This window comes from Thermus thermamylovorans (genome assembly GCF_004307015.1).
In the GTDB taxonomy this organism is placed as follows: Bacteria; Deinococcota; Deinococci; order Deinococcales; family Thermaceae; genus Thermus; species Thermus thermamylovorans.
In genome coordinates this window covers 1-26433 of the sequence record NZ_SIJL01000004.1, presented here as the reverse complement: position 1 = coordinate 26433, position 26433 = coordinate 1, and the positions used below count along the sequence as shown (strand labels likewise).

Here is a 26433-nt window from a genome sequence, read left to right as displayed (position 1 = left end):
CCTCCTTAGGCCAAGGGGCCCCGCTCTTTGACCAAGTCTAAGATTTCCCCCTGCCCCTTGCAACCCCGGCCCCATGCTACCATTGGAGGCAGATGAGACTGGTGGGGCAGCTCGAGGTCCTGGGGCGTTTCCAGCGGGCGCTCTTAAAGGACCTGGAGCCGGTGCAGATTCTTCGCAACCTGCTGGAGGTGGCCACCGAGGAGGGGGTGGAACGGGCGGCCCTCTTTCTCTACCGCAGGGAAACCCGGGAGCTCATGGGAGAGGTGGCCTCGGGCCGCGGACGGCACTACACCGTGTCCGCCATCGCCCTGCCCCTGTATAGCAAGGGACCGGTACAGGAAGCCTTCTTTGCCGAGGGGCCGGTCAAGCGGGAGGAAGAGTGGCTCCTGCCGGTGGTAGGGGAGGAGGGCCCCTACTGCTGGGCCGACCCCGAGGCCCGTTGCCGTCTGCGCCCCCGGGCCACCCGCGAGACCCGGGCCCTGGTTTGCCCCAGCTGCCCCCACTTCGCCCCCAAGGGGGTGTTGAGCCTCGAGGGCGTCCCCCAGGCCTTAAAGCCCCTCCTGCCCCTCCTGGCCCAGCTCACCGCCTTGGCCCTCAAGAACGGGGAGCTCCTCTCCGAGCGCAACGGGGCCCTGGCCCGGCTTTCCCGCCACGTGGAGGCCCTTTCCCACGTGAGCGCCCTGGCGCGCGAGGTGGCCAAGGCCCTGGAGCCCAGCGCGGTGGTGGAAACCCTGGCCCGGGCCCTAGCCCAGCGCTTCGGGTTTTACCGGGTGACGGTGGCCCTGGTAAAGGGGGACCGCCTGGAGGGCCACCTGACGGTCAAGGGCTCGGCCCTCTTCTGGACTGAGGGCCGCAGCCGCATCCGGCTTGCCCTGGCCTCCTCCCCCGACCCCCTGGCCCGGGCGGTGCGGGAGCGTCGGGCCCTGGTGCTGGGGCGAGGGGTCTTGCCCCCGGCCGTCGCCCAGGACCTGGGGCCCAGCGTGGCCTTCGTGCCCATCCTGGCCGAGGTGGAACCCCTGGGTGCCGTGGCCGTGGACCACGGGCCGGGGGGAAGGGCGGTCAGCGAGGAGGAGGTGCGCTACGTGGAGCTCCTCACCGGGGTGGCGGGGGTGGCCCTCAAGAACGCCCAGCTCTACCGGGAGAGGACCCAGCTGTCCTTGGCCTTGGCCGCCGAGCGCAGGCGGCTTTCCGAGGTTTTGGAGGAACTTCCGGATGGGGTGGTGGTCCTTTTCGGCGATCGGGGCTTTGCCAACGGGCGGGCACGGGGCGCTTTGGGCCTGGGGGCGGAGGTGGGCTTGGAAGACCTGCCTGGAGCCTTGGGGCCCGCCCTGGAAGGGGGGCGGTTGGAGGCCAGCCTGGGAGGGGCCACCTACAGCGTGCGGGGGCGGCAGGTGGGGGAGATGCGGGTTTTGGTCCTCCACGATATCACCGAGCGCACCCGCGTGGAGCGGGCCCTCCGGGACCAGGTGGCCTTCACCCAGGCCCTGGTGGACGTGGCCCAGACCGCCTTGCGCCAGCGGGGGCTCGCGGCCCTGGGGGAGGCCCTTGTGAAGCGGTTGCAGGCCCTCTTTGGCGCCGACGAAGGCCTGCTTTTGGCCGAGGGCGGGGGCGTGGGGCAGATGCTCTACGGTACCTGCCCGCTTCCCCAGGAGCTGCCCCAGCCTAACCTTTTGGGGAAGGCCCTGCGGGAGGGAAGCCCCTTGGGGGTGGAAGCCCTCGGCCCCGGGGACTGCGCTCTAGCGGAGGCCCTGGGGCTTAGGAGTGTGCTGGTGACGCCTTTCCGGGCGGGAGACTTCCAGGGCGGGCTCTTTTTGGGTTACCGCAAGGAGCGGCGCTTTTCGGAAAGGCTCCTTTCCCGTCTTTCGCAGGTGGGCACCCTCCTCGCCCTGGTGCTGGAGAAGGCCCGCTTCCTGGAGCTTTTGGAGGCGGAGGAGGACCGCCTCAAGGCCCTCATGGAAAACTCCCAGGACGTGGTCTATGTTCTCGACCGGGAGGGTATCATCCGCTTCGTCAGCGCCAGTGTGCGGGCGGTGTTGGGCTACGACCCTGAGGGCTACAAAAGGGCTCCCGTGCAGGGCTTGGAGTCCGTGTACCCCGAGGACCGGCCCCTGGCCGCGGCCCTCTTGCAGGAGCTTTTGGCCCACCCGGGCCAGGTGCGCACGGGAGAGTTTCGCGTGCTTCACGCAGACGGCACCGCGATCCCCATGGAGGCCTGGGGACGGAACCTTCTGGACGAGCCCCGGGTGCGGGGCGTGGTGGTGAACCTACGGGACCTCCGTCCACGTTTGGAGGCGGAAAGGCTCAAGGGGGAGTTCATCGCCGCCGTAAGCCACGAGCTCCGCACCCCCCTGGCGGTGATCATGGGCCTGGCGGAGCTCTTGCGGGAAGAACCCCTCTCCGAAAGCGCCTCGGAGTCCGTGGAGCTCATCCTGGAAAGCACCTTCCGCCTGAAAACCATGGTGGACAACCTCTTGGACACGAGCCGTTTGGAGGCCGGCCGCTTTGAGGTGGTCCGCCGCCCGGTGGACCTCAGGCCCTCCTTCCTGGAGCTGGCCAGGAGCTTCCAGGGGGTGGCCCGCTTCTCGGGGGTAGACTTCCGGGTGGAGGTAGGGGAGCTCCCCGTCATAGAGGCGGACCCGGACCGCGTGGTCCAGGTCCTGGGGAACCTTCTCTCCAACGCCTTTAAGTTCACACCCCCTGGGGGGGCGGTGCGCTTCGCTGCCCGGCGGGAGGGGGAGGCTGTGCTCCTGGAGGTGGAGGACACCGGGCCGGGCATCCCCCAGGAGGAGCTTCCCGGGCTCTTCCAGCGCTACGCCCGGGCCAAGAACGCCCGGGCCCGCGGGGTTTCGGGCACAGGGCTCGGGCTTTTCATCTCCAAGCACATCGTGGAGGCCCACGGGGGGAGGATCGAGGTGGAAAGCGAGGAGGGCCGGGGGAGTCTCTTCCGGGTTATCCTGCCCCTATATGCCCCGCATCCTTCTGGTTGAGGACGAGCCCCTGGTGGCCCACATGGTGCGGCGCATGCTGGAGCGGGCCGGGCATCGGGTGGACTGGGCTCCCTCGGGCCAGGCGGCCTTGGAGAAGCTCGCCCAGGCCTACGACCTGGTGGTCTGCGACCTGGTCATGCCCGGCGTTTCCGGCCTCGAGGTCATCCGCCAGGTCCGGGCCCGGGGGAGCGCCCCGGTTTTGGCCCTCTCCGCCAGCGTCTCCGCCAGAAGCCAGCAGGAGGCCCTAGAGGCCGGGGCCCAGGCCTTCTTGGGCAAGCCCTTTGAGGCCCAGGCCCTCCTGGCCCAGGTGGAGCGGCTTCTTGGGGGTTCCCGTGGGCAAAGCCCGCCATGAGACCGGGCCGGTGCGGCGGGTACCAGGACCGCTTTGACTTCCTGAAGGCGGGCCCGGTACACTGGCAGGCAAAGGGGAGCCTATGGACCGGAGGAATTTCCTGAGGCGGGCAGGGGTGGGTGTGGCGGCGAGCCTCTCCTACGCGGCCTTCGCCCAGGCTACCCCCCAGGTGCGCTGGCGCTTGGTGTCCAGCTACCCCCGGAGCCTGGATACCCTCTTTGGCGGCGCCGAGGACCTGGCCAAGCGGGTGGCGGAGCTGACCGAGGGCCGCTTCCAGATCCGGGTCTTCCAGGCGGGGGAGATCGTGCCAGGGGGGCAGGTACTGGACGCGGTCCAGGCGGGGACGGTGGAGGCGGGGCACACCTACGGCCCCTTTTTTATCGGCAAGAACCCCACCTTGGCCTTCGACGGGGGCGTGCCCTTCGGCATGACCTACCGACAGCACAACGCCTGGATGCTCTTCGGCGGGGGGCTGGAGCTCCTCCGCCAGGTGTACGCGGACTTCGGGGTGCTCCAGTTCCCTGGGGGCAACACCGGGGCCCAGATGGGAGGCTGGTTCCGCCGGGAGGTCCGGGCCCTCGCCGATCTCCGGGGCCTCCGGATGCGTATCCCGGGCCTGGGGGGGACCCTGATGGGCCGCCTGGGGGTGGTGCCCCAGACCCTGGCGGCGGGGGACATCTACCCGGCCTTGGAGCGGGGGGCCATCGACGCCGCCGAGTTCAGCGGCCCCTACGACGACGAGCGGCTGGGCTTCCACCGGGTGGCCCGTTACTACTACTACCCCTCCTTCTGGGAGCCTTCCGCCCAGCTTTCCTTCCTCGTCTCCCAAAGGGAGTGGGCGCGCCTGCCCCGGGAGTTCCAGGAGGCCTTCCAGGTGGCGGCGGCGGAGGTCAACCTCACCATGATGGCCAAGTACGACGCCCAGAACCCCCCGGCCCTGGGGCGGCTCCTCCGGGCGGGGGTGCTCCTGCGCCGCTGGTCCACGGAGATCCTGCGGCGAGCCCAGGAGGAGGCCCGGGCCCTCTACGAGGAGCAGGCGGCCAGGGACGCCGCCTACCGCAGGGTCTACGCCGCCTACTGGGCCTTCCGGGGGGAGCAGTTCCGCTGGTTCGCTGTGGCGGAACTGGGCTACGAAACCTTCGCCTTTCCCTCGGGCGCATAGAATGGGGTCGTGGTGTCTCCCCCGGCCTTCCCCCTGGAAAGCCCGGAGGCGGTCTGGCGCCTCTTGGAGGGGGAGCGCTACGTGGCCGAAGAGGGCCTGGCCACGGCCATCTTCCTCGCCTTGCGCCTGGGGCGGCCTCTCCTTTTGGAGGGGGAACCCGGGGTGGGGAAGACCGAGGTGGCCCGGGTCCTGGCCCAGGGCCTGGGGGTGCCCCTTTTCCGCCTCCAGTGCTACGAGGGGCTGGAGCTGGAGCAGGCCCTCTACGAGTGGGACCACGCCCGGCAGCTTCTGGAGGTGCGCCTTTTGGAGGCCCTGGGGGAGCGGGACCGGGAAAGGCTTCACCGGAGCATCTACCGGGAGGAGTTCCTCCTCAAGAGGCCCGTGCTTCAGGCCCTGGAGGTGGGCCGGGCCGTGCTCCTCATCGACGAGGTGGACCGCACCGACGAGGCCTTTGAGGCCTTCCTTTTAGAGGTGCTCTCCGAGTTCCAGGTGAGCGTGCCGGAGCTGGGGACCATCCGGGCCCCCTTCCGCCCGGCGGTGGTCCTCACTTCCAACCGCACCCGGGAGTTGCACGATGCCCTAAGGCGCCGCTGCGTCTACTACTGGATCGACTACCCCTCCCTGGAGAAGGAGCTCAGGATCGTCCACCTCCGCCTGCCCGAGCTCCCCGCCCGGCTGGCCGAGGGCCTGGTCCGTCTGGTGCAGGCGGTCCGGGGCCTGGGGCTTCTGAAGCCCCCGGGTGTGGCCGAGGCCCTGGACCTGGGGTCGGCCCTGGTGGCCGCGGGGGCGGGGGACCTGGATCCCAGGGTCTTGGAGCCTTTCCTCGGGGCTCTCCTCAAAACGCGGGAGGACGTGGAGCGGGTGCGGGAGCGCCTGCCCTCCTTGCTGGCCGCCCTTTAGGCCATGGTTCCCCTGCCTCCCTTGGAAGAGGCCCTGACGAGGGGGCTTTTGGGTTTTGTGGCCGCTTTGCGGCAGGAAGGGGTCCGGCCGGGAAGGGGCCAGGTCCAGGCCTGGCTCGAGGCCCTGCCCCACCTGCCCTGGCGTTGGGAGACCTTTTACCAGGCCGCCCGGGCCCTCCTCGCCGTACGCCGGGAGGAGCAGGCAGCCTTTGACCGGGCCTTCCGCCGCTACTTCGGTCTGGGGGCCGCCTGGCCCCTTTCCGCCCCCCGGGCTGCCGGAGCCTTTGCCGTGGCGGCCCGGGGGGAGGAGGAAGGGGAGGGGGCCCTTCGGGGGGCTTACAGCCCTCTGGAACGCCTCCGGCGCTGGCCCCTGGAGGCCTTGACCCCCCGGGAGTACGAGCTTTTAGGGGATCTTCTGCGGGCCCTAGCCTTTCCCCCGCCCAGGGCCCGGGTGCGCCGCAGGCGGCCTGGGCTTAAGGGGGAAAGACTCCACCTCCCGGCCACCTTGCGCCGGGCTCTCCGCCTGGGGGAGTGGGTGGAGCTTCGCTTCCGCGCTCCCCTGAGGCGGCCCTACCGGTTTTACTTCCTCCTCGATGTCTCGGGCTCCATGGCCCCCTACGCCCGGGGGCTTTTCCTGCTCCTCCAGGCTCTCTGGGCCCGGGGGTTCCCCCTGGAGGCCTACGCCTTTGGCACCCGGCTCACCCGCATCACCCCTCTCCTGGGCCTGGAACCCCGGGGGGCCCTCCCCGAGCTGGGCCGCCTGGCGGAGGACTTCGCGGGGGGCACCCGGCTGGGGGCGGCCTTGCAGGGCCTTGCGGAGCGGGAGGGCAGGCGGCTGGGCCGGCGGTGCCTCCTCTTCGTTCTGAGCGATGGCCTGGACCAGGGGGAACCCAAGGAGGTGGCCAGGGCCCTTAGGGTCCTCCGCCGGCGCGTCCGCCGGATCTTCTGGCTCAACCCCCTGGCGGGCCTTCCCGGGTACGCCCCCGAGGCCCGGGGCATGCGGGCGGCCCTGCCGTTTCTGGACGCCCTCTGGCCCCTGGGCACCCTGGAAGAGATCCGGGCTTTTCTACGTAGGCTCAAAGCCCTAGGTCCAGGAGGGTGAGGGCTGCCCGGGAGAGGAGGGCCAGCCGGTCGGGGTGGGCGAGGAGGAGACCGAACGCCCCTCGGTAGGCCCCGGCCCGGCCATAGGCCAACCAGGCGGGTCCGAGCTGCTCCCGGGGGCGGGCGAGGAGGGCAGGGTAGGGGGTCCTTTCCGGGAGAGGGAGGCCCTCTGGGCGCCAGCCCCAGGCCCGGAGGAGGGCCTTGTAGTCCTCCCAGGTGTCCACGTCCCAGGACCACACCCCCTCACCGAGGTCCACGAGCCCGGCGCCGAGCTCCAGGAGAAGCCCTTTGGCCCCCCGGTCCCCCGCCAGGGTCCCTGCCCGCCGCCGGGCCGCCTCCCCCAGGACCGCAGGGCTTAAGGCTTCCCCTCCCCGGGCCGCCAGGACCCCGGGTTCGCGGAAGGCCTCGAGAAGGGCCCGGAGGTGACCAGCCTCCAGGCCCGCCTGGTCCGCGGGCACCGCCAGCACCGGCCCCGGGGGGAGGGCGCCGAGCCCCCGTTTCAGGCTTTGCGAAAGGCCCAGGGAGGGGTGGGGGTTTGCCACCGCCCGCACCCCCTTGAGTCCCTCCAGTGCCCGGCGATGGAGGAAGGCCTCCCGACCCAGGACCACCACCACTTTCCCAGGCACCGCCTCCCGCAGGAGCCGGGCCGCCCGGCGGAGGAGGGTACCCCCAGGGGCGGGCAGGAGGAGCTTGGGGACTCCGAGGCGCCTGGAGGCCCCGGCAGCGAGGAGGAGGCCGTGGATCACCCCTTGTGGATCTTCCCGGGGCGCTCCCTCAGAGGGCCGCCTCCGTAGCCCCGGGATGCGGCCAGGATCTCGGCCAGCACGGAGAGGGCGATCTCCTCCGGCCCCTCGGCCCCGATGTCCAGGCCCACGGGGTTGTGGATGCGCTGCAGGACCTCGGGGGTGAAGGGGAAACCCTCAGCCTCCAGGGCATCCCGGAGCTTGTGGAAGCGATCCCTGGGCCCCAGGACCCCCACGTAGGGGGCCGCAGAGCGCAGGGCGTAGGCCAGGGTCTTCCGGTCCCGTTCCAGGTGGTGGTTCATGATGACCGCGTAACTCCTCTCCGTGAGGAGGCCTTCGGGGAGGCCTTCGGGGTGGGCGAGGACCAGGCGGCACCCGGGGAAGCTCCCCTCGTGCACGTAGGCCGCCCGGGGGTCCACCACCGTCACCTTGAAGCCGTAGCGGCGTCCCAAAGCGGCCAGGGGGATGGCGTCATGCCCTCCGCCGAAGAGGACCAGTTCCAGGGGAGGGGCGTGGGGGTCTAGGAAGACCTGGGCTTCCTCCAGGTCTAGGCGCTTGGCCCGGGGGTGGGCCTGGAGGAGGAGCCTTTCCGCTTCTGCCCGCACCCTTGCCTCCAGCGCCTGGGGGCGGATCTTCCCCTGCCAGCGTCCCTCCCGGAAGAGGAGCCGCCCTTCCCCTCCGGAAAGGGGGGTGGCGAGGAGGCTGGGTCCGTCCCCTTCCAAGCTCTCCAGGAAGGCCAGGAGGAGGGGGTCGGCCAGGGGCTCCAGGTAGACCTCCACGCTGCCCCCGCACCCCAGGCCCAGGCCCCAGACCGCGTCCTCCTCCAGATCGTAGGCCACCCTCAGGGGCCTCCCCGTGCGCATCACCTCCAGGGCCCGCTGGGCCACGTCGGGCTCCAGGCAGCCCCCGGAGAGGCTGCACACCGTGGTGGCGTCGGGGCGGACGAGCATCTTGGCCCCCTCCCGGCGGTAGGCCGATCCCCGGACCCAGACCACCGTGGCCAGGACCCCTCCAGGGGACTCCCTGAGGGCGCCTAGGAGCTCCTGGCGCTCGATCGCGGTCATGGCGTGTCCTTAGCATAGCACCCTGCTCTCGGGCTTGCGGGAAGTGTGCCTTTGGGCGTTGACAGGGTTTTAAGGGCAGGTCTATATTGAGGTTTACCTTTACCATGCGCCTTCAAGGGGAGAAGCCATTTGGGGTGGCGCGCGAAACCCTTTTTAGGGCCCTGGAGGATCCCCAGGTCCTCGGCCGTACCCTGCCCGGGGTGAAGGAGCTGGTGGCTGAGGGGCAAGGGCGGTACCGGACGGTCTTGGAGCTGGCCTTGGGGCCCTTCAAGGGGCAGTTTCGCGGCCAGGTGGAGGTGCGGGAGCGTTGCCCTCCGGAAACCCTGGCTCTGCGCCTCAGCGTGGAAAGCCCTGTGGGCCGGGCCGAGGGGGAGGGGCGGCTTTTCCTGGAGGAGGCCGAGGGGGCTACCCGAATGCGCTACGAAGGGGAGGCCCGGCTCATGGGGGGACTGGCCGCCTTGGGCGGCCGGCTCCTCCTGGGGGCGGCTCAGGGGCTTTTAGACCAGTTTTTTCGGAACCTGGAAGCGGAACTAGGGAGGCGGTATGGAGCGGGTACCGGTTAGGCTGCGGGTGAACGGGGCGGAGTACCGGCACCAGGTAGAGCCCAGGATGCTCCTCGTCCAGTACCTGCGGGAGGTCCTGGGCCTCACGGGGACCCACGTGGGGTGCGATACCTCCCAGTGCGGGGCCTGCACGGTGCTCTTGGAGGGGAAGGCGGTGCGGAGCTGCACGCTCTTGGCGGTGCAGGCGGACGGCCTCGAGGTCCTCACCATAGAGGGGCTTTCCCAAGACGGCCTCCACCCCATCCAGGAGGGCTTCCGGGAAAAGCACGGCCTCCAGTGCGGCTTCTGCACCCCGGGGATGGTCATGGCCGCCTACGCCCTTCTCCAGGAAAACCCCAGCCCCACGGAGGAGGAGGTGCGGCGCTATTTGGAGGGGAACCTCTGCCGCTGCACGGGCTACCAGGGGATCGTGGAGGCAGTGCTCTGGGCGGCGGGAAGGATGCGCCAGCCCCAGGCGGCGGACTAGGAGGTGAGGGGTATGGCCTTCGTGGGACAGGCGGTCAAGCGGAAGGAGGACCTGCGCTTCCTCACGGGTAAGGGCACCTACGTGGACGACATCGTCCTTCCGGGGACGGTGCATGTGGCCTTCGTGCGTTCCCCCTACGCCCATGCCCGCATCCAGGGCGTCAGGGTGGAGAAGGCCCTACAGGCCCCGGGGGTCCTCAGGGTCCTCACCGGGGAGGACTTCGCCCGGGAGGGGGTGCGGCCCATGCCCGTGGGCTGGCTCCTGCCCACCCTCAGGATCCCTCCGAGGCCGGTGGTGGCCAAGGAGGAGGTCCACCACGTGGGGGAGGTCGTGGCCGTGGTGGTGGCCGAGACCCGGGCCCAGGCCGAGGACGCCGCCCTCCTGGTGGAGGTGGACTACGAGCCCCTGCCCGCCGTGGCCGACGTGGAGCGGGCCTTGGCCCCCGGGGCCCCCCAGCTTCACTCCGAAGCCCCAGGGAACGTAGCCTTCACCTGGGAGATCGGGGACGCCCAGGCGGTGGAGGAAGCCTTCCGCAAGGCCCACAAGGTGGTCCGGCTAAAGCTCAGGCAGCAGCGCCTCATCCCCAACGCCATCGAGCCCCGGGCTTCCCTGGCCCAGTACCACCCGGGGACCGGGGAGTACACCCTCTACACCACCAGCCAGAACCCCCACGTCCACCGCCTCATGCACGCGGCCTTCATCCTGGGCATCCCCGAGCACAAGCTCCGGGTGGTGGCCCCGGACGTGGGCGGGGGCTTCGGCAGCAAGATCTTCCCGTATCCCGAAGAGACGGCGGTTCTCCTGGCGGCGAGGCTTCTGGGCCGGCCCGTGAGGTGGACCGCCCGCCGCTCGGAGAGCTTTGTCTCCGACGCCCAGGGGCGCGACCATGCCACCGAGGCCGAGATGGCCTTGGACGGGGAAGGGCGCATCCTGGCCCTAAGGGTGCGGACCCTGGCCAACATGGGGGCCTACCTTTCCCTCTTCGCTCCCGCTATCCCCACCTACCTCTACGGCACCCTGCTTTCCGGCCAGTACCGTATCCCTGCCATCCATGCCCACGTGACCGGGGTCCTCACCAACACCGTGCCCGTGGACGCCTACCGGGGCGCGGGGCGGCCCGAGGCCTGCTATTTGCTGGAGCGCCTGGTGGACCTGGCGGCCCAGGAGCTCGGCCTGGACCCCGCGGAGATCCGCCGCCAGAACTACATCCCCAAGGACGCCTTCCCCTACCCCACCCCCGTGGCCCTGGTCTACGACTCCGGGGACTATGCGGCCGCTTTGGACAAGGCCCTGGAACTTCTGGGCTACGAGACTTGGCGCAGGGAGCAGGAGGAGCTCAGGAAGCAGGGACGCTACCTGGGCATCGGCCTCGCTTCCTACATCGAGGCCTGCGGCCTCGCCCCCTCCAAGGTGGTGGGGCAGCTCGGGGCCCAGGCGGGGCTTTGGGAGAGCGCCCTCATCCGGGTGGCCCCTACGGGCAAGGTGGAGGTCTACACCGGCAGCCACAGCCACGGCCAGGGGCATGAGACGGCCTTCGCCCAGGTGGTGGCCGATCTCTTCGGGGTGGGTCTGGAGGACGTGGAGATCGTCCACGGGGATACGGGACGGATCCCCTTCGGCATGGGCACCTACGGTTCCCGCAGCGCCCCCGTGGGGGCCGCGGCCATCTACCGAGCAGCGGAGAAGGTCCTGGAGAAGGCCCGGCACATCGCCGCCCACCTCCTGGAGGTGGCCCCGGAGGATCTGGAGTTCCGGGAGGGGCGGTTTGAGGTCAAGGGCGTGCCGGGCAGGGGGAAGACCTTCCAGGAGGTGGCCCTCCAGGCCTACCTGGCCCACAACCTCCCCGAGGGGATGGAGCCGGGCCTCGAGGCCAGCGCCTTCTTCGACCCCGCCAACTTCGTCTTCCCCTTCGGCACCCACGCGGCGGTAGTGGAGGTGGATCCCGATACCGGAGAGGTGAAGCTCCTGCGCTACGTGGCCGTGGACGACTGCGGCAACCAGATCAACCCCCTCCTGGTGAGGGGCCAGGTGGAGGGGGGCGTGGCCCAAGGGATCGGCCAGGCCCTCCTGGAGGAGGCTTTTTACGACGAGGGGGGGCAGCTCCTCACCGGGACCTACATGGAGTACGCCATGCCCCGGGCCCACCACCTCCCCAGGGTGGAGCACGGCCACACCGTGACCCCCACCCCGGTGAACCCCCTGGGGGTGAAGGGGGTGGGGGAGGCGGGGACCATCGTGGCCACGGCGGCGGTGGCCAACGCGGTGATGGATGCCCTGAGACCTTTCGGCATCCGGCACCTGGACATCCCCCTAACGCCGGAGAAGGTCTGGCGGGCCATCCGGGAGAAGACCCCGGCGGCCGCCGACTAGGGAGGCGGTTATGTATCCGGCAAGCTTCCGGTACGTGCGGGCTACGAGCCTGGACGAGGCGTTGAGGATCCTGGCGGAGAACCCCGAGGCCAAGCTCCTGGCGGGAGGGCACTCCCTGCTTCCCGCCATGAAGCTCCGCCTGAGCGCCCCTTCCCTCCTGGTGGACATCGGCCGCCTGGCCGAGCTCCGGGGTATCCGCCCGGCGGACGGGGGGCACTGGGTGGGGGCCCTCACCACCCACCGGGAGGTGGAGCGCTCCTCCTTGCCCCTCCTACCCTTGGTGGCCCGGCACATCGGGGACCCGGCGGTGCGCAACCTGGGCACCCTGGGGGGAAGCCTGGCCCACGCCGACCCCGCCGCGGACTACCCAGCGGGCATCCTGGCCCTGGAGGCGGCGATCGTGGCCCGGGGGCCTTCGGGGGAGCGGCGGATCCCCGCCCGGGACTTCTTCCAGGGGATGTTCCAGACGGCCTTGGACCCCGGGGAGGTCCTGGTAGGCGTCTGGCTTCCCGGCCTCCCCGGGTACCGCTTCGCCTACCAGAAGTTTCCCCATCCCGCCTCGGGCTACGCCGTGGTGGGGGTGGCCGTGGCCCTCAAGGCGGATGGGGAGCGGGTGGAGGACCTGCGCCTCGGGGTCACCGGGGCGGGCTACCGGCCCTTCCGCCTCCTCGAGGTAGAGGACAGGCTAAAGGCTGAGGGGCTTAAGGCCCTGGAGGAGGCCCTCCGGGACTATACCCCCCAGGACCCCTTGGCCGAGGACCGTTTCGCCAGCGCCGAGTACCGCCTCCACCTCCTCAGGGTCCTCACCCGGCGGGCCGTGGACCAGGCTATAGGATCCTGAGGCCGGGAAAGCGGGCCAGAAGGGCCTCCCGGAAGGCGGCCAGGCTCGCTTCCGGCACCAGGGCCACCACCGCCCCGCCAAACCCCGCCCCCGTGAGCTTGGCCCCATAGGCCCCGGCCTCCAGGGCGGCCTCCACCAGGGCGTCCAGCTCGGGGAGGCTCACCCCGTAGTCCTGGGCCAGGGAGTGGTGGCTTTGCGTCATGAGCTCCCCAAGGGCCCGGGCATCCCCCCGCCTAAGGGCCTCCACCCCCCTTAGCACCCGCAGGTTCTCCCCCACCACGTGCCGCGCCCGCCGGTCCAGGGGCGGGGGGAGGCTTTCCACCAGGCAGAGGTCGGCCACGTCCCTAAGGGCGCGCACCCCTAGCCTCCGCGCCGCCTCCTCCGCCTCCTGGCGCCTCTCGTTGTACCCCGCTTCCGCCAGGCGGCGCCCCAGGCCCAGGTCCAGCACCGCCACCCGCACCCCCGGGGGCAGGGGCAGGTTCTCGTGGGCCAGGGTGCGGGTGTCCAGGAAGAGGGCTTTGCCCACCTCCCCCAGGCTTGCCGCCATCTGGTCCATGACCCCGCAGCGCACCCCCACGTAGGCCACCTCGGCCTTCTGGGCCAGGAGGGCCACCTCCAGATCGCCCAGGGGCAGGCGGTAGAGGGCCCGGAGGGCCTTGAGGGCGGCCACCTCCAGGGCCGCGGAGCTGGAGAGCCCGGCCCCTATGGGGACCTCGCTCCGCACGTAGAAGCGGGCCCCCGGCACCCCATGCCCCGCCTCCCGGAGGGCGTGGACTACGCCCAGGAGGTAGTCCAGGAAGTCCCCCTGGGGGGGGCTTCCCAGGGGTCTAGTCCGAAGCTCCTTGAGGGTTTCGCTGTAGGCCTCCACCCGTCCCTCGGCCCGGCCCGCCTCCACGTGGGCGAAGAGGGGAAGAGGGGTGGGGAGGACGTAGCCCTCCTGGTAGTCCGTGTGCTCGCCCAGGAGGTTCACCCGCCCCGGGGCCCGGGCGCTGGCCTCGGGCAGGGCCCCGAAAACCTCTTGAAAGCCCATGACCCCATTCTAGGGCCGTATAATCCGGAAAGCATGGATCTGAAAACCCTGCACAAGAGGCATGTCCTCACCCCCTGGGTGGCCCAGGGAGGCCACGAGGCCCCGGTGGTGGTCCGGGGGGAGGGGGTCTGGCTCTACGACCGGGAAGGGCGCCGCTACCTGGACCTCTCCGCGGGCCTGGTGGCGGTGAACCTGGGCCACGCCCACCCTAAGCTGGTGCGGGCGATTGCGGAGCAGGCCGCAAGGCTCGCCTACGCCGCCCCGGGCCTCTTCCACGACGGGCGGGCCCTCCTGGGGAAGGCCCTCTCCGACCTCGCCCCCTGGCCCGAGGGGGGCCGGGTCTTCTTCACCCCTTCGGGCACGGAGGCCAACGAGGACGCCCTGAAGTTCGTCCGCCACCTCACCGGGCGGCCCAAGGTGCTCGCCGCCTACCGGTCCTTCCACGGGGCCACCCACGCCTCGGCCAGCCTCACCGGGGAAAACCGCCGCTGGCCGGCGGAGCCGGGGGTGCCGGGGGTGGTGCACTTCTTCGCCCCTTACCCGTACCGGAGCCCCTTTTTCACGGAGGATCCCAAAGAGGAGGCGTGGCGGGCCCTGGAGCACCTGGAAAGGGTCCTCCTCCACGAGGATCCCCAGCGGGTCGCGGCCATCTTCCTGGAGCCGGTGGTGGGCTCCAACGGGGTCATCGTCTACCCGGAAGGGTACCTGGAGGGGGTGCGGGCCCTTTGCGACCGGCACGGCATCCTCCTGGTCTTCGACGAGGTGATGACCGGTTTTGGCCGCGTGGGGGCGGCCTTTGCCGCGGAGCGCTTCCGGGTGGTGCCCGACCTCATCACCTTCGCCAAGGGGGTCACCTCCGCCTACGTGCCCCTGGGCGGGGTGCTGGTGCGGGAGGGCCTGGCCCGCTTTTTTGACGAGCACCCCTTGCCCACAGGGCACACCTACTCGGGCCATCCCCTGGCGGTGGCCGCGGGGCTCGCCGCCCTCGAGGCCTACCGGGAGGAGGGGATTTTTGCCCGGGTCCGCTCCCTGGAGGGCTTTTTCCGGGAGGCCCTGGCCTCCCTGGTGGCCCAGCACCCCCTGGTGGGGGAGGTGCGGGGGCTAGGGGCCTTCTACGCCCTGGAGCTGGTCAAGGACCGAAAGAGCAAGGAGCCCCTCTCCCCCTGGCACGCCCCCCCCAGCCCCCCCATGCGGGCCCTCCTCCGGGCCCTCCTGGGGGAGGGGGTCTACCTCATGGCCAAGCACAACGTACTCCTCGTGGCCCCGCCCCTCACCATTCGGGAGGAGGAGTTCTTGGAGGGTGTAGAGCGGCTTTCCCGCGCCCTCTGGCAGGTAGAGGTGGAAGCCCTCTGAGCCCTACCGGCTTGCACCGTGACGGGGCCCCAGAAGGGCCTGTGGGTGCGCCCTCGCTCCGTGTCCCCTTTCCCCACCGCCCGGGGCGGAAGCCGTGCCTGCGCCTTCCCCAGGACCCCCACGCGGCCGGGGTCCGCAAGGGACGGTGCCAGCCCTCCCCGCCGGGGCAACCGCCGGGCGCGGGCACCCGGGGACCCGGCCCTAAGCCCTCAGGCGGAAAGGCCCTTGGCCAGGCTGAAAAACCCCATGCCCGCGAGGGCTAGGGCCCAGATCCGTTCGTGGTTGGGCCAAAGCCGAGGGATCACCTCCGCCCCCAGGCGGAAGACCAAAAAGGCGGCGGCCCCCGTGGCGGCGAAAGCCACCAGGCTGTGGAAGAGGACCGCCTCCAGGCCGAAGAGGGGTAGGGGAGGCCCGGAGAGGCAGAGGGGCAGGAGCATGGCCCCGGCCCCGTGGCCGAAGGCCAGGAGGCCGGACCAGAGGAAAAGCTCCTTCCCTCCCGCCTGGGAACGGACCCGGGGGTGGCGGGCCCTCCGCCAGCGGAGGAGGCCCAGGCCCACCAAGGCCAGCCCTACGGGCCCCAGCACCCACTCCTGGGGCAGGAGGAGGTTCAGGGCCAGGAGGGGGAGAAGGGAGAGGGCCACCCCCGCCAGGTGGCCCAGGCCGATGGGGGGAAGGGCCTGGGCCACCCCCCGCCAGTGCCCCTCCCACCACCCCCGGGCCGCGGCCATGAGCCAGCCCATGGCCGGGTTCAGGCCGTGGAGCAACCCCAAGAGGGCCAGGCCGGTCCAGAGTTCCATCAGGGGAAGCAGTAGGAGTCGCTGGAGGCATCCCCGCCCTGGAGGCGGATCTGGTGGGCCCGGTGGGGCCCGAGGTCCAGGAAGAACCCCTCGTCCCAGGCCAGCCCCCCCTCGGGGTGGGCCAGGGCCTTGGCCATAAAGCCCCGGATGCCCTCGGGGTAGAACTGGGCGTCCCAGGGAAGGTAGAGGGAGTTGGTGAAGTAGACCCGGCGCCCGTCCCGGCTCACCTCCACCATCTGGGGGCCGCCGTTTAAGGGCCCGGGGGCCTGGGGGTGGCCCGCCTTGCGGAGGATGCCCCCGATCTCCAGCCGGCCGGTGAGCCGGGGGCGGAAGGGATCGGAGACCTCGTACTGCCGGAGCTCCCCTGTGCCCCAGCAGGCCACGTAGAGGAAGCGGTCATCCACGCTTAGGGCGATGTCGGTGACCAGGGGGGGTACGGCCCCAAAGGGTCTGAGGATCTCCGGCAGGGCTTCCGCCTCCGCGGGCTCCGCGGGGATCTCGATGACCTTCCGCACCTGCCAAGAGCCGTTTTGCCGGTACCAGAGCCAGATGGAACTGGAGAGGTCCTTTAGGGAGAGGACCACGTTCACGAAGCCGTAGGCCCGGGTAGGGTCGTGGGCGGGGCGGAGCTCCAGGACCATCTGGTTCTCGGGGCCCAGGTCCAGCGTTTGCAGGAGCCGCCTCCCCTGCAGGTCCCAAAGGTGCAGGCGGCGGCCGTACTGCCCCTGGAGGAGGGCCTCCCCCAGGACGCCCCCCTCCACCATCTCCGGGGTGCCCCACTCGCTGGAAAGGAGGACGTCGTACCCCAGGTGCCACCAGAAGTCGTAGTGCAGGTACTGCCCCCCTCGGTCGATCTCCCAGCGGCCCAGGGGTTCGAAGGTCTCGTGGTCCAGGATCAGGATCCCCCCGGGACCTTGGCCCTCGGGGCCCCCCAGGGCGGAGATGTAGATCCCCTCGGGGCCGCAGTGGACGGTATGGGGGCGGCTGTACCCGGTGCGCTCGTGGAGCTCCTCCGGGGGGATGACCTTGACCACCTGGGGGCGGGTGGGGTCGGGCCGGGTGTCCAGGATGGCGATGTGGGAGGTCTTGATGTCGGGGACCACCAGGTAGCGCCTTTCCAGATGGGGGTGGGGGGCCCCGGGACAGAGCATGGAGCTGCAGGCGTTCCAGCCGAAGTGGTGGAGCTCCCCTCCTGCATAGGGCATTGGGGCCTGTCCCACCACCTGGCCGTAGGTGGAGGAGGCGGGGTTCACATCCACCACCTGGATGGCGTCGGGCTGGCTGCGGTCGGCGTTCAGGAAGACCACGTAGGCCAGCTCTTCCGGCGGGGCCTTGGCCGCCGCCCGGGGGGTGGGGTAGAAGGTGGGGTCGGGTCGCCAAAGGGCCATGGCTTCACCTCCTTGGGTACGGGCCCAGTATACCCCTTGTACTATAGGCAGAAGGGGTATCTTTCCACAAACCCCCCGGGCTCTCAGGCCCGCCGGGGTAGAATGCCCTCTGTGTCCTGCCTGGACGATCTTCCTGTCTTCCTGCAGGCCCTCGAGGGCCGCCCCTATCCCGCCTACAAGGACCTGAAGGGGGTCTGGCGCGGGGAGGACCTGGACCTGCGCTTCGTCTACGTGCAGGGGGATCCCTTCGCCACCCCCAGCGTCTTGGAGGTGCGCTATCCGCCCCGGCTCCTGGAGCCTTTGTGGGTCCACACCCGGCCTGAGGGGAAGGTGGCGGTGGAGGACTTCCTCCTCAGGGCCCTCAGGGCCCGCCTCCGCGGCCTAGGCGCCGGGGGCAGCGGCCGCTCGGGGGAGGTGCGGGTGGAGGTGGAAAGCCCCAAGGTGCTGAAGCGCGCGGGGGCTCACCTCGCCCCGGAGGGGCTTTTTCTGCGCTTCCGCGTGGGCCTGCCCGCGGCGGGGCGGCGCATCCTGGGCAAGGAGGCGGAAAGGCTTTTCCGCGCCTTGGTGGGCCATCTCCGCGGGCTTCTTCCGGAGCTGGACCGGGCCGCGCTTCTTCGCCACGTGCGCCAGGCGGAGGACTTCGCCTTCCTCCAGGAGCGCCTCCCTGAGCGGGGCCTCGTGGCCTTCGTGGGGGAAGGGGCCATCCTTCCCCGGGAAAGCGGGGTGAGCCAGAGGCCCCTCCGGGGGGCGGTTCCCTTCCAAAGCCCCCCCGCCTTGCGGGTGGCCTTCCGGGTGCCCCACGCGGGCGAGGTGGTGGGCATGGGGATCCCCCAGGGCCTTACCCTCATCACCGGCGGGGGCTTCCACGGGAAGACGACCCTCCTCGAGGCCCTGGTCCACGGGGTCTTCCCCCACGTGCCTGGGGACGGGCGGGAGTGGGTGGTGACCGAGGCCACCGCCCAGCGGGTGCAGTCCGAGGACGGGCGGAGCGTCAGGGGCGTGGACCTCAGGCCTTTCGTCCACGACCTCCCCCGGGGGCAGGACACCTCCTTTTTTTCCACCGAGGACGCCTCCGGCTCCACCAGCCTGGCGGCCGGGATCCTGGAGGCCCTGGAGCTCGGGGCGCGCCTCCTCCTCCTGGACGAGGACACCTCCGCCACCAACCTCCTGGTGCGGGACGCCCGCATGCAGGCCCTGGTGCGCCGGGAAACCCTCACCCCCCTCATAGACCGGGTGGGGGACCTCAGGGCCTTGGGGGTGAGCCTGGTCCTGGTGGTGGGGGGCGTGGGGGACTACCTGGAGCTGGCGGACACGGTGATCCTCATGGAGGAGTACCGCCCCCAGGAGGTCACGGCGGAGGCCCGACGGGTGGCGGCGGCCCGCCCCACGGGCCGCACCTACGGGGAACCCCGCTACCCCTTGCGCCCCGTGGACCGGGCCCCCTTGCCGCAAAGCTTTGACCCCAGCCGGGGTAGAAAAGCCCGGGTCAAGGGGCGGGGCCTGCGGGAACTCCTCTATGGGGAGGAGGTGGTGGACCTCTCCGCCCTGGACCTCTTCGAGGGAGGCCAGGTGCGGGCCCTGGGGGGCCTTTTCCGCAGGCTCCAGGGCTTGGCGGATGGTCGGAAGCCCCTCCGCCTCCTGGCGGAAGAGGTCCTGAGGGGGGAAGACCTCTTCGCCCTGGAGGAGGCGCCGGAGCTCGCCGGGTTGCGCCCCTTGGACCTGGGGGCGGCGGCGAACCGCTTGCGGGCTCTGGAGGTGCGGCAGGTGGAGGGCTAAACGGTTCCCCTTTTCCCCACGGGGTTATCCTGGGGGCCAAGGAGGTGCGGGGTGTGGCGGTCTTTGCGGCTTGACCTTTCGGCGCACAAGGCCTACTGGCAAGCGGTGGCCCCGGAGGAGGTGGCCTATGGCGGGCGCTACCGCACGGGGCAGCTCCTCCTGGAACGGGAGGCCTGGCGCTTTGACCCCCTTTCCCCGGAGAACCCCCTGGCCTTCGCCATCGGTCCTCTGGCGGGCACGGGCTTTTCCAACGCCAACCGCACCAGCGTGGGCGCCCGTAGCCCCCTCACCCTGGGCATCAAGGAGGCCAACGGGGGCGGCACCTTCGGCTACGCCCTGGGGCAGATGAGGCTTTCCCACCTGCTCCTCGAGGGGGCAAGCCCCGGCTGGGTGGTCCTCCGCATCACCCGGGAGGGCCAGGTCTTCTTTGACCCGGCGGAGGACCTCCTCGGCTTAGGGAACTTTGAGGCCGCGCGGAAGCTTTTCGCCGCCTACGGGCGGAGGATCGCCTTCGCCCTCCTGGGCCCTGTGGGGGAGTACGGGGGCCTCCTTTCGGGCATCGCCTTCTCCGACACGGATGGCCGCCCCTCCCGTCTGGCCGCCCGGGGGGGCGTGGGGGCGGTGATGGGGGCTAAGCGGGTCAAGGCCATCGTGGTGGAGGTGCCGGGGAAGGCGGAGGTCTGGGACAAGCCCAAGGTCACCGGGGCCGTCCGCCGCTATGCGGAGCTTTTGCGCCAGGACCCCTTGGTGATGCAGTTCTACAACGCCATCGGCACCATGGGCATGGCGGACTTCCAAAACGCCTTCGGCGGCCTTCCCGTGCGCAACTTCCGCGAGGGAAGGCTGGCCCCGCCCGAGGACTTCCGCATGGGCGGGCAGCACATCGCCCCCCTCAACCGGGCCCGGGGGGGCAAGCACACCCACGCCTGCATGCCGGGGTGCGTGATCGGGTGTTCCAACGTGATCGTGGACGAAAGGGGAGAGGAGGTGGTCTCCCCCCTGGAGTACGAGACCATCGGCCTCTTGGGCACCAACTGTGGCCTCACCGACCCGGACCAGCTCGCCCGCCTCAACCGCCTGGCCAACGACCTGGGGGTGGACACCATCGAAACCGGGGCCACCCTGGCCCTTTTCATGGAAAAGGGGGAGGCGGACTGGGGGGACTATGCCTTTATGGAGGCCAGGCTCAAAGCCCTCTACACCCCAAGCGAGGAGGCCCGCTTCCTGGCCCAGGGCGCGGCCCGGGTGGGGGAGGCTCTAGGCCTCAAGCGGGTTCCCGTGATCAAGCGCCAGGCCATCTCCGCCTACGACCCCCGGGTGGTGGAGGCCACGGGGATCACCATGATGGTCACCGCCCAGGGGGCGGACCACACCGCGGGAAACGCCCCGCGCCTGGAAACCCGGGCCATGCCCGTGGAGGAGATCCTCGAGGCCAGCTACCAGGCCCAGGTGAACGCCGCCGCCAACGACGCTCTGGGCCTTTGCGTCTTCGGGGGGAGCGTCACCAACAAGCAGGTGGCGTTCATCGCGGAAAGCGTGAACGCCGCCCTGGGCACAAACCTGTCCCCTTCCTTCTGGCACGGGCTCGGGGAAGGGGTTTTGCGCCTGGAGCACCGCTTCAACCACCTGGCGGGCTTCAGCCACGAGGACGACCGCCTTCCCCGCTTCTTCTACGAGGAGCCCGTGCCCCCCAAGGGCCACACCGCCCGCTTCCGCCCCGAGGACCTTTCTCTCCTCTACGACAGGCTCCACCAGGGGTCGTAAAGCTCAGGCCTTTGGGCGGAGGGGGGCAGGGTTTCCCCTTCCAGGAAGGCCCGGGCGTAGAGCCGGGCCAGCTCGGGAAAGGGTTCTTGCCCCACGCGCTCCAGGGCGTAAATGGCGGCGGCGTCCGCCAGCCTGCGCAGGGCCTCCTTGGCGTACCAGGGGCCTTCCTGCGCCAGGCGCCTTAGGGCCCCTTCCGCGTGGGCCAGGGCCTGGGGGCTTGCCTTGATAAGTTCCAGGAAAGGCTCGTGGGCCCGCTTTTTGAGGATGGCCTCCAGCATGTCCAGGGCCTGGATGTTGGCCGGGCCCTCCCAGATGGGGGTGATGAGGGCCTCCCGGTGCCAGCGGGCCACCCCGTACTCCTCCAAAAAGCCCAGGCCCCCGAAGAGCTCCATGGCCAGCTGGGTGATGGCGGCGGCGTGCTCCGCGGTGCGCCCCTTGGCCAGGTGGGAAAGGAGCCTCGCCAGGTGGTAAGCCTCGCTGTAGGGCGGCCGCTCCTCCCAGGCCCGGTCGAAGGCCGCCACCGCCCAAAAGGCCAAGGCGGTGCCTCCTGCCTGACGCAGGCGCATCCAGAGGAGGTCCTGCTGGATGAGGTCGTGCTGGAGGAGGGGCTTTCCGAAGGCCGTCCGCCTCCTTACCCGGAAGAGGGCCTCGAGGTGGGCCTTCTTGGCAATGCCCATGGCAGCGGCCGCGTTGGCCAGCCGGCTCACCGTGAGGTTTTCCAGGGTGTAGTAGATCCCCTCCTCCGCCTGGCCGATGAGGTGGGCGAGGCTCCCTTCCAGCTCCACCTCCCCCGAGGGCACCGCCCGGGTGGCCAGCTTCTCCTTGAAGCGGCGCACGGTGAAGTTGAGCCGCCCCTCTACCTCCCGGGGCAGGAGGAAGAGGGCCAGGCCCTTGGGGCCAGGGGGGGCCCCTTCCGGCCGGGCGGTGACGATGGCGTAGTCCGCCAGGCCCGCCCCCGAGGCGAAGTACTTGTCCCCCCCATGGAGCCGCCAGGCCGTGCCCTCCCCCCGGGCCAGGGTGCGGTTCGCCCCCAGGTCGCTTCCTCCCTGGATCTCCGTCATCCAGGTGGCCCCGAAGGCCTTTCCGTAGAGGAGTTCCCGCTTGACCCCTTCGTGCTCGGGGGCGTACTTGTGGAGGGCGTAGGCCACCTGATGGGTGATGGTGAGGATGCAGTAAAGCCCCCCGTCCGCCAGCAGGTAGCCGAAGGCGTAGTGGAGGGGCCAGCCCCGGCCCTCGTAGGCGGGGCGGACCATGGGACGGAGCTTCTCCAAAAGGCTGGCTTGGGCGGGGGAGAGGAGGGCCCGGTCGATGCGGTTCCCGTCCAGGTCGTGCATCTGCAGGCGGGGTGGGGCGTCTTGGTCCACGTGGTGGGCCACCTCCAGCACCTCTTCCCCCACGAGGCGGCCGAAGCTGGAGAGCGCCTCCTCAGGGAGCCCAGGGGAGAAGGTGTCCAGTACCGCTTTTAGGTCCGGATCTAGGGCGTAGTGGTCCTCGCCTTGGCTGTAAAAGCGGGTCTTCATGGGGGCCTCCACCTGGAGGCTACCCCTTTCCCGGGGCGCGGGTCAAGGCAGGGGTAGAGTGGGGGGGTGGAAGGGTTCTACCTGGTCTTCGGGGAGGGCCTCTCCGAGGAGGCCAACCGCCGGGCCCAGGCCCTGGCCCGCGCCCTCCTCAAAGCCCCTCCCCGGGGGCTTTGGGAGGCCGTACCCGCCTACGGCACCCTCTACCTGGAGCTTGACCCCCGCCTCCTTGCCCGGGGCCGCTTGCTGCGGCTTCTGCCGGTGCCGGAGGAGGGTGGGGAAGAGGGCAGGGTGGTGGAGGTGCCCCTCCGGTATGACGGGGAGGACCTGCTGGAGGTGGCCGCCCGCACCGGCCTCCCCCCGGAGGAGGTGCGGCGCCGTCACCAGACCCCCCTCTACCGGGTCTACGCCCTGGGCTTCACCCCAGGGTTCCCCTTCCTGGCCCCGGTGGACGAGGCCCTGCGCCTGCCCCGCCGGGCCCACCCCAGGCCCCGGGTGCCCGCCCACGCCGTGGCCATGGCCGGGCCGCAGACGGGGATCTACCCCCTGCCGTCCCCCGGAGGCTGGCACCTCCTGGGCACCGCCCTGGTGGCGGTTTACGACCCCCACCGGGAAGAGCCTTTTCTCCTCCGCCCCGGGGACCGGGTGCGCTTCCGCGAGGCGGCGGGCCCCACCCCCAAGGAGCCGGAGCCCTGGGAGCTTCTTCCCGAGGCCCCCAGGCTTCCCGCCTTCCGGGTGGAGGAGCCGGGCCTTTTGGATCTGGTGGTGGACCGGGGGCGCTTCCTCGCGGGGCACCTGGGCCTGGCCCGCTCCGGGCCCCTGGACCCGCGCTCGGCAAGCCTGGCCAACCGCCTGCTGGGAAACCCCCCGGGTGCGCCCCTCCTGGAGGTGGCCTACCGCGGGCCTGTGCTCACCGCCCTCGGGGACCTGGTGGCGGCGGGGGCGGGGTACGGGTTCGCCCTCCTCCTGGAAGGGGAGGAGGTGGCTTTGGGGCGGAGCTTTCTCTGGCGCAAGGGGCGCTCCTTGCGGTTCGTGCCCCGGGGCCAAGGGGTGAGGGCCTACCTGGCGGTGGCGGGGGCCCTCGAGGCCCGTCCCTTCCTGGGCTCGGCCTCCCCCGACCTCCGGGGCCGCATCGGCCGCCCCTTACGGGCTGGGGATGTGCTGGGGCTTGGGGAGGAACGGCCCGTCCGTCCGGGGATGGCCTTCGCGCAGGTTCCCCTGCCGTACCCCTTCCGCCTTCGCCTTCTTCCTGGGCCGCAGTTCACGGAGGAGGCCTGGAGGGCCTTCCTCGCCGCGCCCTTCCGGGTGGCCCGCGCGGACCGCATGGGGGTGGAGCTCGCGGGCCCCGAGGTGCCGGGGGGGGAGGGGCTTTCCGAGGCCACTCCTCTGGGCGGGGTACAGGTGCCTCCTTCGGGCCGGCCGCTGGTCCTCCTGGTAGACAAGGGGAGCCTGGGAGGCTACGCCAAGCCGGTGCGGGTGGACCCGCGGGACCTGTGGCTTTTGGGCCAGGTCTGGCCTGGTGCAGAGCTTTTTTTCACTAGCGAACGAAATCGTGAAATAAACCACATGGGAACACGGATCCCCTGGGCGTAGAGAGAAGACCACCTTCCCCAAAGGGCTAAAGCCGCTCCACCACCAGGGCAATCCCCTGGCCCACCCCGATGCACATGGTGGCCAGCCCGAACGGGACGTCCCGCCGCCCCATCTCGTGGACCAGGGTGGTGAGGATCCGGGCCCCCGAGGCTCCCAGGGGGTGGCCCAGGGCGATGGCCCCCCCGTTCGGGTTCAGGCGGGGGTCTTCCATATCCAGCCCCCACTCCCTCAGGACCGCCAGGCTCTGGGCGGCGAAAGCCTCGTTGAGCTCGATGAGGCCGATGTCGTCCAGGGAAAGCCCCGCCCGCTCCAGGGCCTTCTTGGTGGCGGGAACCGGCCCGATGCCCATGATCCGGGGAGGCACCCCGGCTACGGCCAGGGCCCGGATGCGGGCCAGGGGCTTGAGGCCGTGGGCCTTGGCGTAGCCGTCGGAAACCAGGAGGACCGCCGCTGCCCCGTCGTTCAGGGGGCTGGAGTTCCCCGCGGTCACCGTGCCCCCTTCCCGGAAGACGGGCCGGAGCTGGGCCAGGCGTTCCAGGGAGGTGTCCCGCCTGGGGCCCTCGTCCACCGCCACCAGGGTTTCCTCCTTGCCCCGCCGCACAGGCACCGGGACCACCTCTTCCCGAAAGCGGCCCTCGTCCCAGGCCCGGAGGGCCTTCTGGTGGGAGAGGAGGGCGAAGCGGTCCTGTTCCTCCCGGGGGATCCCGTACATCTCCGCCAGGTTCTCCGCGGTTTCCCCCATGCTCTCCGTGCCGTAGAGGGCCTGCATCCTGGGGTTCACCAGCCGCCAGCCCAGGGTGGTGTCGTACATCACCTGGTTGCCGGTGGGGAAGGGCCTTTCCCCCTTGGGCACCACGAAGGGGGCCCGGGACATGGACTCCACCCCGGCCCCGATGTAGACCTGTCCCTCCCCGGCCCAGAGGGCCCGGGCGGCCTGGGCCACGGCCTCGAGGCCCGAGCCGCAAAGGCGGTTCACGGTGCAGCCCGCCACCTCCACGGGGAAGCCTGCGAGGAGAAGGGCCATGCGGGCCACGTTGCGGTTGTCCTCCCCGGCTTGGTTGGCGCAACCCGCGTAGACGTCCTCCACCGCCTCCTTGGGTACCCCACTCCGTTCCATGAGGGCAGCCAGGGCGTGGGCCAGAAGGTCGTCGGGGCGCACGCCGGCCAGGGCCCCTCCGTGCTTGCCGATGGGGGTTCTCAGGGCTTCCACAATCCAGGCTTCGGGCATGAGGCCTCCCGACCGAACGGTCGGTAACAGTTTAGCGCCCCCGAAGGGGGCGGGTCAAGGGCGCAACGGGGGTGGGCCAGGGGCCTTCGGGGGCTACCTCCTGGGAGGCCAGGTAGGGGCCCGGACCACCTCCTCCCGAACCGTGGCGCCGTAGGTGCCCATGTGTTCTGAGGCGGGAGGGGGGGTGCCCGTGCGGGTGAACCCGCCTATGCCCAAGCCTTCCGCCAGAGCCGCTCCATGAGGGCGGGCAAGGGGATGGCCTCCACCCCCCTCCCCAGGGGAAAGGCCTCCTCCCCGGGGTAGACCACAAAGGCGGCCTCGGGGGAGAGGTCCTTCAGGGCCTCGTGGAAGCCCCGGGAGGGCTTCGGGGTTAGGCTCCGCTTCACCTCCACCGCCCAGAGAGCTCCCGAGGGCCAGCGCAGGAGGAGGTCCACCTCCGCCCCGGCGTGGGTGCGGTAGAAGAAACCCTCCACCCCTTCAGGGGCCACCCGCAGCAGGTTCTCCACGGCAAAGCCCTCCCAGCTCGCCCCCACCACGGGGTGGCCCAGGAGGGCCTCGAGGTCCCCCGGGCCCAGGAGGGCGTGGACCAGGCCGCTATCCCGCAGGTAGAGCTTGGGGCTTTTCACCAGGCGCTTGCCCACGTTGGCCTCGTAGGGGGGCAAGCGCCGCAGGAGGTAGAGGTCCACCAGAAAGTCCAGGTGGCGGGCCACGGTCCGCCCATCCAGGCCCAGGTTCCCGGCTAGACGGCTGAGGTTCAGGGTCTCCCCCTGGAGGTGGGCCAGCATGGTGAGGAGGCGGCGCACCGCTTCGGCGGGCAACCTCCCCCCGAGGAGGGGGATCTCCCGCTCCACGTAGGCCCGCAGGAAATCCCGCCGCCAGCGGAGGCTCGCTTCCTCCCCTTCCGCCAGAAAGCTTTCGGGGAAGCCGCCCCGGAGCCAAAGGCGCTCCAGGGCCTCGGGGCCCACCTCCAGGGGATCGAAGGGGGCGAGCTCCAGGTGGCTGGCCCGGCCCGCCCCGCCAGGCTCTCCCCCGCCTGCGGGGAGACCTCCGGGGAGACGGAGCCCAGGAGGAGGTAAAGCCCCGCCCGCCTGCCCTCCCGCCGGGCCCGGTCCACTAGGCTGCGGAGGAGGGGAAAGAGCTGGGGCATGCGGTGCACCTCGTCCAGGATCACCAGGCGGTCCAGGTGGCCCTCCAGGTAGGGCTCGGCCTCCCCTAGCTTGCCCCGGTCCCGCTCGGACTCCAGGTCCAGGTAGAGGGCGCCCATGCGCCCACCCACCTCCAGGGCCAGGGTGGTCTTGCCCGCCTGCCGCGGCCCCGTGAGGACCACCACGGGTGCCTGCCCCAGGCGGGCTTCCAGGAGGGATAGGAGGCGGCGGGCTATCACACTAGAAAAGCTAACATGGAGATGTCAAAATATTGTAATTGGCCACCACATTTGA

At 70.9% G+C, this 26433-nt stretch carries 21 protein-coding genes and 1 pseudogene; 13 read left to right on the top strand and 9 right to left on the bottom strand.

The genetic code is table 11. The features are described from left to right. The first annotated feature begins 92 nt into the window (after positions 1-92). The 5 genes from ETP66_RS04055 (at position 93) to ETP66_RS04035 (ending at position 6502) form a co-directional block, all read left to right on the top strand. Positions 93-2987, top strand: a complete 2895-nt coding sequence (locus ETP66_RS04055) for an ATP-binding protein (protein WP_130840879.1) — start codon at positions 93-95, stop codon at positions 2985-2987. After that, the gene (locus ETP66_RS04050; RefSeq protein ID WP_130840877.1) at positions 2965-3339 is read left to right on the top strand and encodes a response regulator transcription factor; all 375 of its coding nucleotides are present in this window, start codon (positions 2965-2967) and stop codon (positions 3337-3339) included. Before ETP66_RS04055 ends, ETP66_RS04050 begins: the two co-directional genes overlap by 23 nt. 82 nt (positions 3340-3421) lie before the next feature. After that, positions 3422-4501, top strand: coding sequence for a TRAP transporter substrate-binding protein (locus ETP66_RS04045; protein ID WP_130840876.1), 1080 nt, complete (start codon positions 3422-3424; stop codon positions 4499-4501). Positions 4502-4510: 9 nt separating this feature from the next. After that, positions 4511-5401, top strand: coding sequence for an AAA family ATPase (locus ETP66_RS04040; protein ID WP_269089299.1), 891 nt, complete (start codon positions 4511-4513; stop codon positions 5399-5401). 21 nt (positions 5402-5422) lie between these two features. Next, the gene (locus tag ETP66_RS04035) at positions 5423-6502 is read left to right on the top strand and encodes a VWA domain-containing protein (protein WP_145964254.1); all 1080 of its coding nucleotides are present in this window, start codon (positions 5423-5425) and stop codon (positions 6500-6502) included. Here the strand turns inward: ETP66_RS04035 and ETP66_RS04030 are convergent. Together ETP66_RS04030 and ETP66_RS04025 are read right to left on the bottom strand one after the other, a co-directional pair. Next, a complete protein-coding gene (locus ETP66_RS04030) occupies positions 6477-7247 on the bottom strand; it encodes a nucleotidyltransferase family protein (protein WP_130840872.1) in 771 nt (256 codons plus the stop codon). The two genes, ETP66_RS04035 and ETP66_RS04030, sit on opposite strands and share 26 nt — an antisense overlap. Continuing rightward, a complete protein-coding gene (locus ETP66_RS04025; RefSeq protein ID WP_130840870.1) occupies positions 7244-8308 on the bottom strand; it encodes an XdhC family protein in 1065 nt (354 codons plus the stop codon). Before ETP66_RS04025 ends, ETP66_RS04030 begins: the two co-directional genes overlap by 4 nt. 134 nt (positions 8309-8442) lie before the next feature. Here ETP66_RS04025 and ETP66_RS04020 point away from each other — a divergent pair, with 134 nt between their 5' ends. The 4 genes from ETP66_RS04020 to ETP66_RS04005 are packed head-to-tail and all read left to right on the top strand — an operon-like array spanning position 8443 to position 12548. Then, complete coding sequence (locus tag ETP66_RS04020; protein WP_161569064.1) at positions 8443-8871, top strand: SRPBCC family protein; 429 nt, start codon at positions 8443-8445, stop codon at positions 8869-8871. Continuing rightward, on the top strand, positions 8852-9337 hold the full coding sequence (locus ETP66_RS04015) for a (2Fe-2S)-binding protein (RefSeq protein WP_130840866.1): 486 nt from the start codon (positions 8852-8854) through the stop codon (positions 9335-9337). Before ETP66_RS04020 ends, ETP66_RS04015 begins: the two co-directional genes overlap by 20 nt. Positions 9338-9349: 12 nt before the next feature. After that, positions 9350-11707 (top strand): xanthine dehydrogenase family protein molybdopterin-binding subunit, encoded by a 2358-nt coding sequence (locus tag ETP66_RS04010; RefSeq protein WP_130840864.1) that lies wholly within the window; start codon positions 9350-9352, stop codon positions 11705-11707. A 10-nt stretch (positions 11708-11717) separates the two neighbouring features. Continuing rightward, positions 11718-12548, top strand: coding sequence for an FAD binding domain-containing protein (locus tag ETP66_RS04005; protein WP_130840863.1), 831 nt, complete (start codon positions 11718-11720; stop codon positions 12546-12548). Here the strand turns inward: ETP66_RS04005 and galK are convergent. Next, positions 12535-13578, bottom strand: a complete 1044-nt coding sequence (gene galK, locus ETP66_RS04000; protein ID WP_130840861.1) for a galactokinase — start codon at positions 13576-13578, stop codon at positions 12535-12537. The two genes, ETP66_RS04005 and galK, sit on opposite strands and share 14 nt — an antisense overlap. A gap of 33 nt (positions 13579-13611) precedes the next feature. Between galK and ETP66_RS03995 the strand changes: the two genes are divergently transcribed. After that, positions 13612-14931, top strand: a complete 1320-nt coding sequence (locus ETP66_RS03995; protein WP_130840859.1) for an aminotransferase class III-fold pyridoxal phosphate-dependent enzyme — start codon at positions 13612-13614, stop codon at positions 14929-14931. A gap of 209 nt (positions 14932-15140) precedes the next feature. Here ETP66_RS03995 and ETP66_RS03990 read toward each other — a convergent pair whose 3' ends face one another. Together ETP66_RS03990 and ETP66_RS03985 are read right to left on the bottom strand one after the other, a co-directional pair. Then, positions 15141-15728 carry a hypothetical protein gene (locus tag ETP66_RS03990; protein WP_130840857.1) on the bottom strand — a complete coding sequence of 196 codons (588 nt, stop codon included), beginning with the start codon at positions 15726-15728 and terminating at the stop codon, positions 15141-15143. Next, positions 15728-17116 (bottom strand): selenium-binding protein SBP56-related protein, encoded by a 1389-nt coding sequence (locus ETP66_RS03985; protein ID WP_130840855.1) that lies wholly within the window; start codon positions 17114-17116, stop codon positions 15728-15730. The genes ETP66_RS03990 and ETP66_RS03985 overlap by 1 nt, the downstream gene beginning before the upstream one ends. A gap of 102 nt (positions 17117-17218) precedes the next feature. Here ETP66_RS03985 and ETP66_RS03980 point away from each other — a divergent pair, with 102 nt between their 5' ends. Together ETP66_RS03980 and ETP66_RS03975 are read left to right on the top strand one after the other, a co-directional pair. Continuing rightward, positions 17219-18892 (top strand): ABC-ATPase domain-containing protein, encoded by a 1674-nt coding sequence (locus tag ETP66_RS03980; RefSeq protein WP_130840853.1) that lies wholly within the window; start codon positions 17219-17221, stop codon positions 18890-18892. Positions 18893-18943: 51 nt separating this feature from the next. Next, positions 18944-20656, top strand: a complete 1713-nt coding sequence (locus tag ETP66_RS03975) for an aldehyde ferredoxin oxidoreductase C-terminal domain-containing protein (protein WP_130840851.1) — start codon at positions 18944-18946, stop codon at positions 20654-20656. Here the strand turns inward: ETP66_RS03975 and ETP66_RS03970 are convergent. After that, complete coding sequence (locus ETP66_RS03970; protein WP_130840849.1) at positions 20629-22176, bottom strand: acyl-CoA dehydrogenase family protein; 1548 nt, start codon at positions 22174-22176, stop codon at positions 20629-20631. The genes ETP66_RS03975 and ETP66_RS03970 overlap by 28 nt on opposite strands. A 66-nt stretch (positions 22177-22242) precedes the next feature. Between ETP66_RS03970 and pxpB the strand changes: the two genes are divergently transcribed. Next, on the top strand, positions 22243-23766 hold the full coding sequence (gene pxpB / locus ETP66_RS03965) for a 5-oxoprolinase subunit PxpB (RefSeq protein WP_130840847.1): 1524 nt from the start codon (positions 22243-22245) through the stop codon (positions 23764-23766). 25 nt (positions 23767-23791) lie between these two features. Here pxpB and ETP66_RS03960 read toward each other — a convergent pair whose 3' ends face one another. From ETP66_RS03960 to ETP66_RS12130, 3 genes and pseudogenes are all read right to left on the bottom strand, one after another. Further along, positions 23792-24994: a thiolase family protein gene (locus ETP66_RS03960; RefSeq protein ID WP_130840845.1), complete on the bottom strand. Its 1203-nt coding sequence runs from the start codon at positions 24992-24994 to the stop codon at positions 23792-23794. Positions 24995-25200: 206 nt separating this feature from the next. Next, positions 25201-25959, bottom strand: a complete 759-nt coding sequence (locus ETP66_RS12135) for an ATP-binding protein (protein WP_236630090.1) — start codon at positions 25957-25959, stop codon at positions 25201-25203. A 98-nt stretch (positions 25960-26057) separates the two neighbouring features. Further along, positions 26058-26270 (bottom strand): annotated as a pseudogene (locus ETP66_RS12130) (AAA family ATPase); the annotation flags it as partial. Positions 26271-26433: the final 163 nt, after the last annotated feature.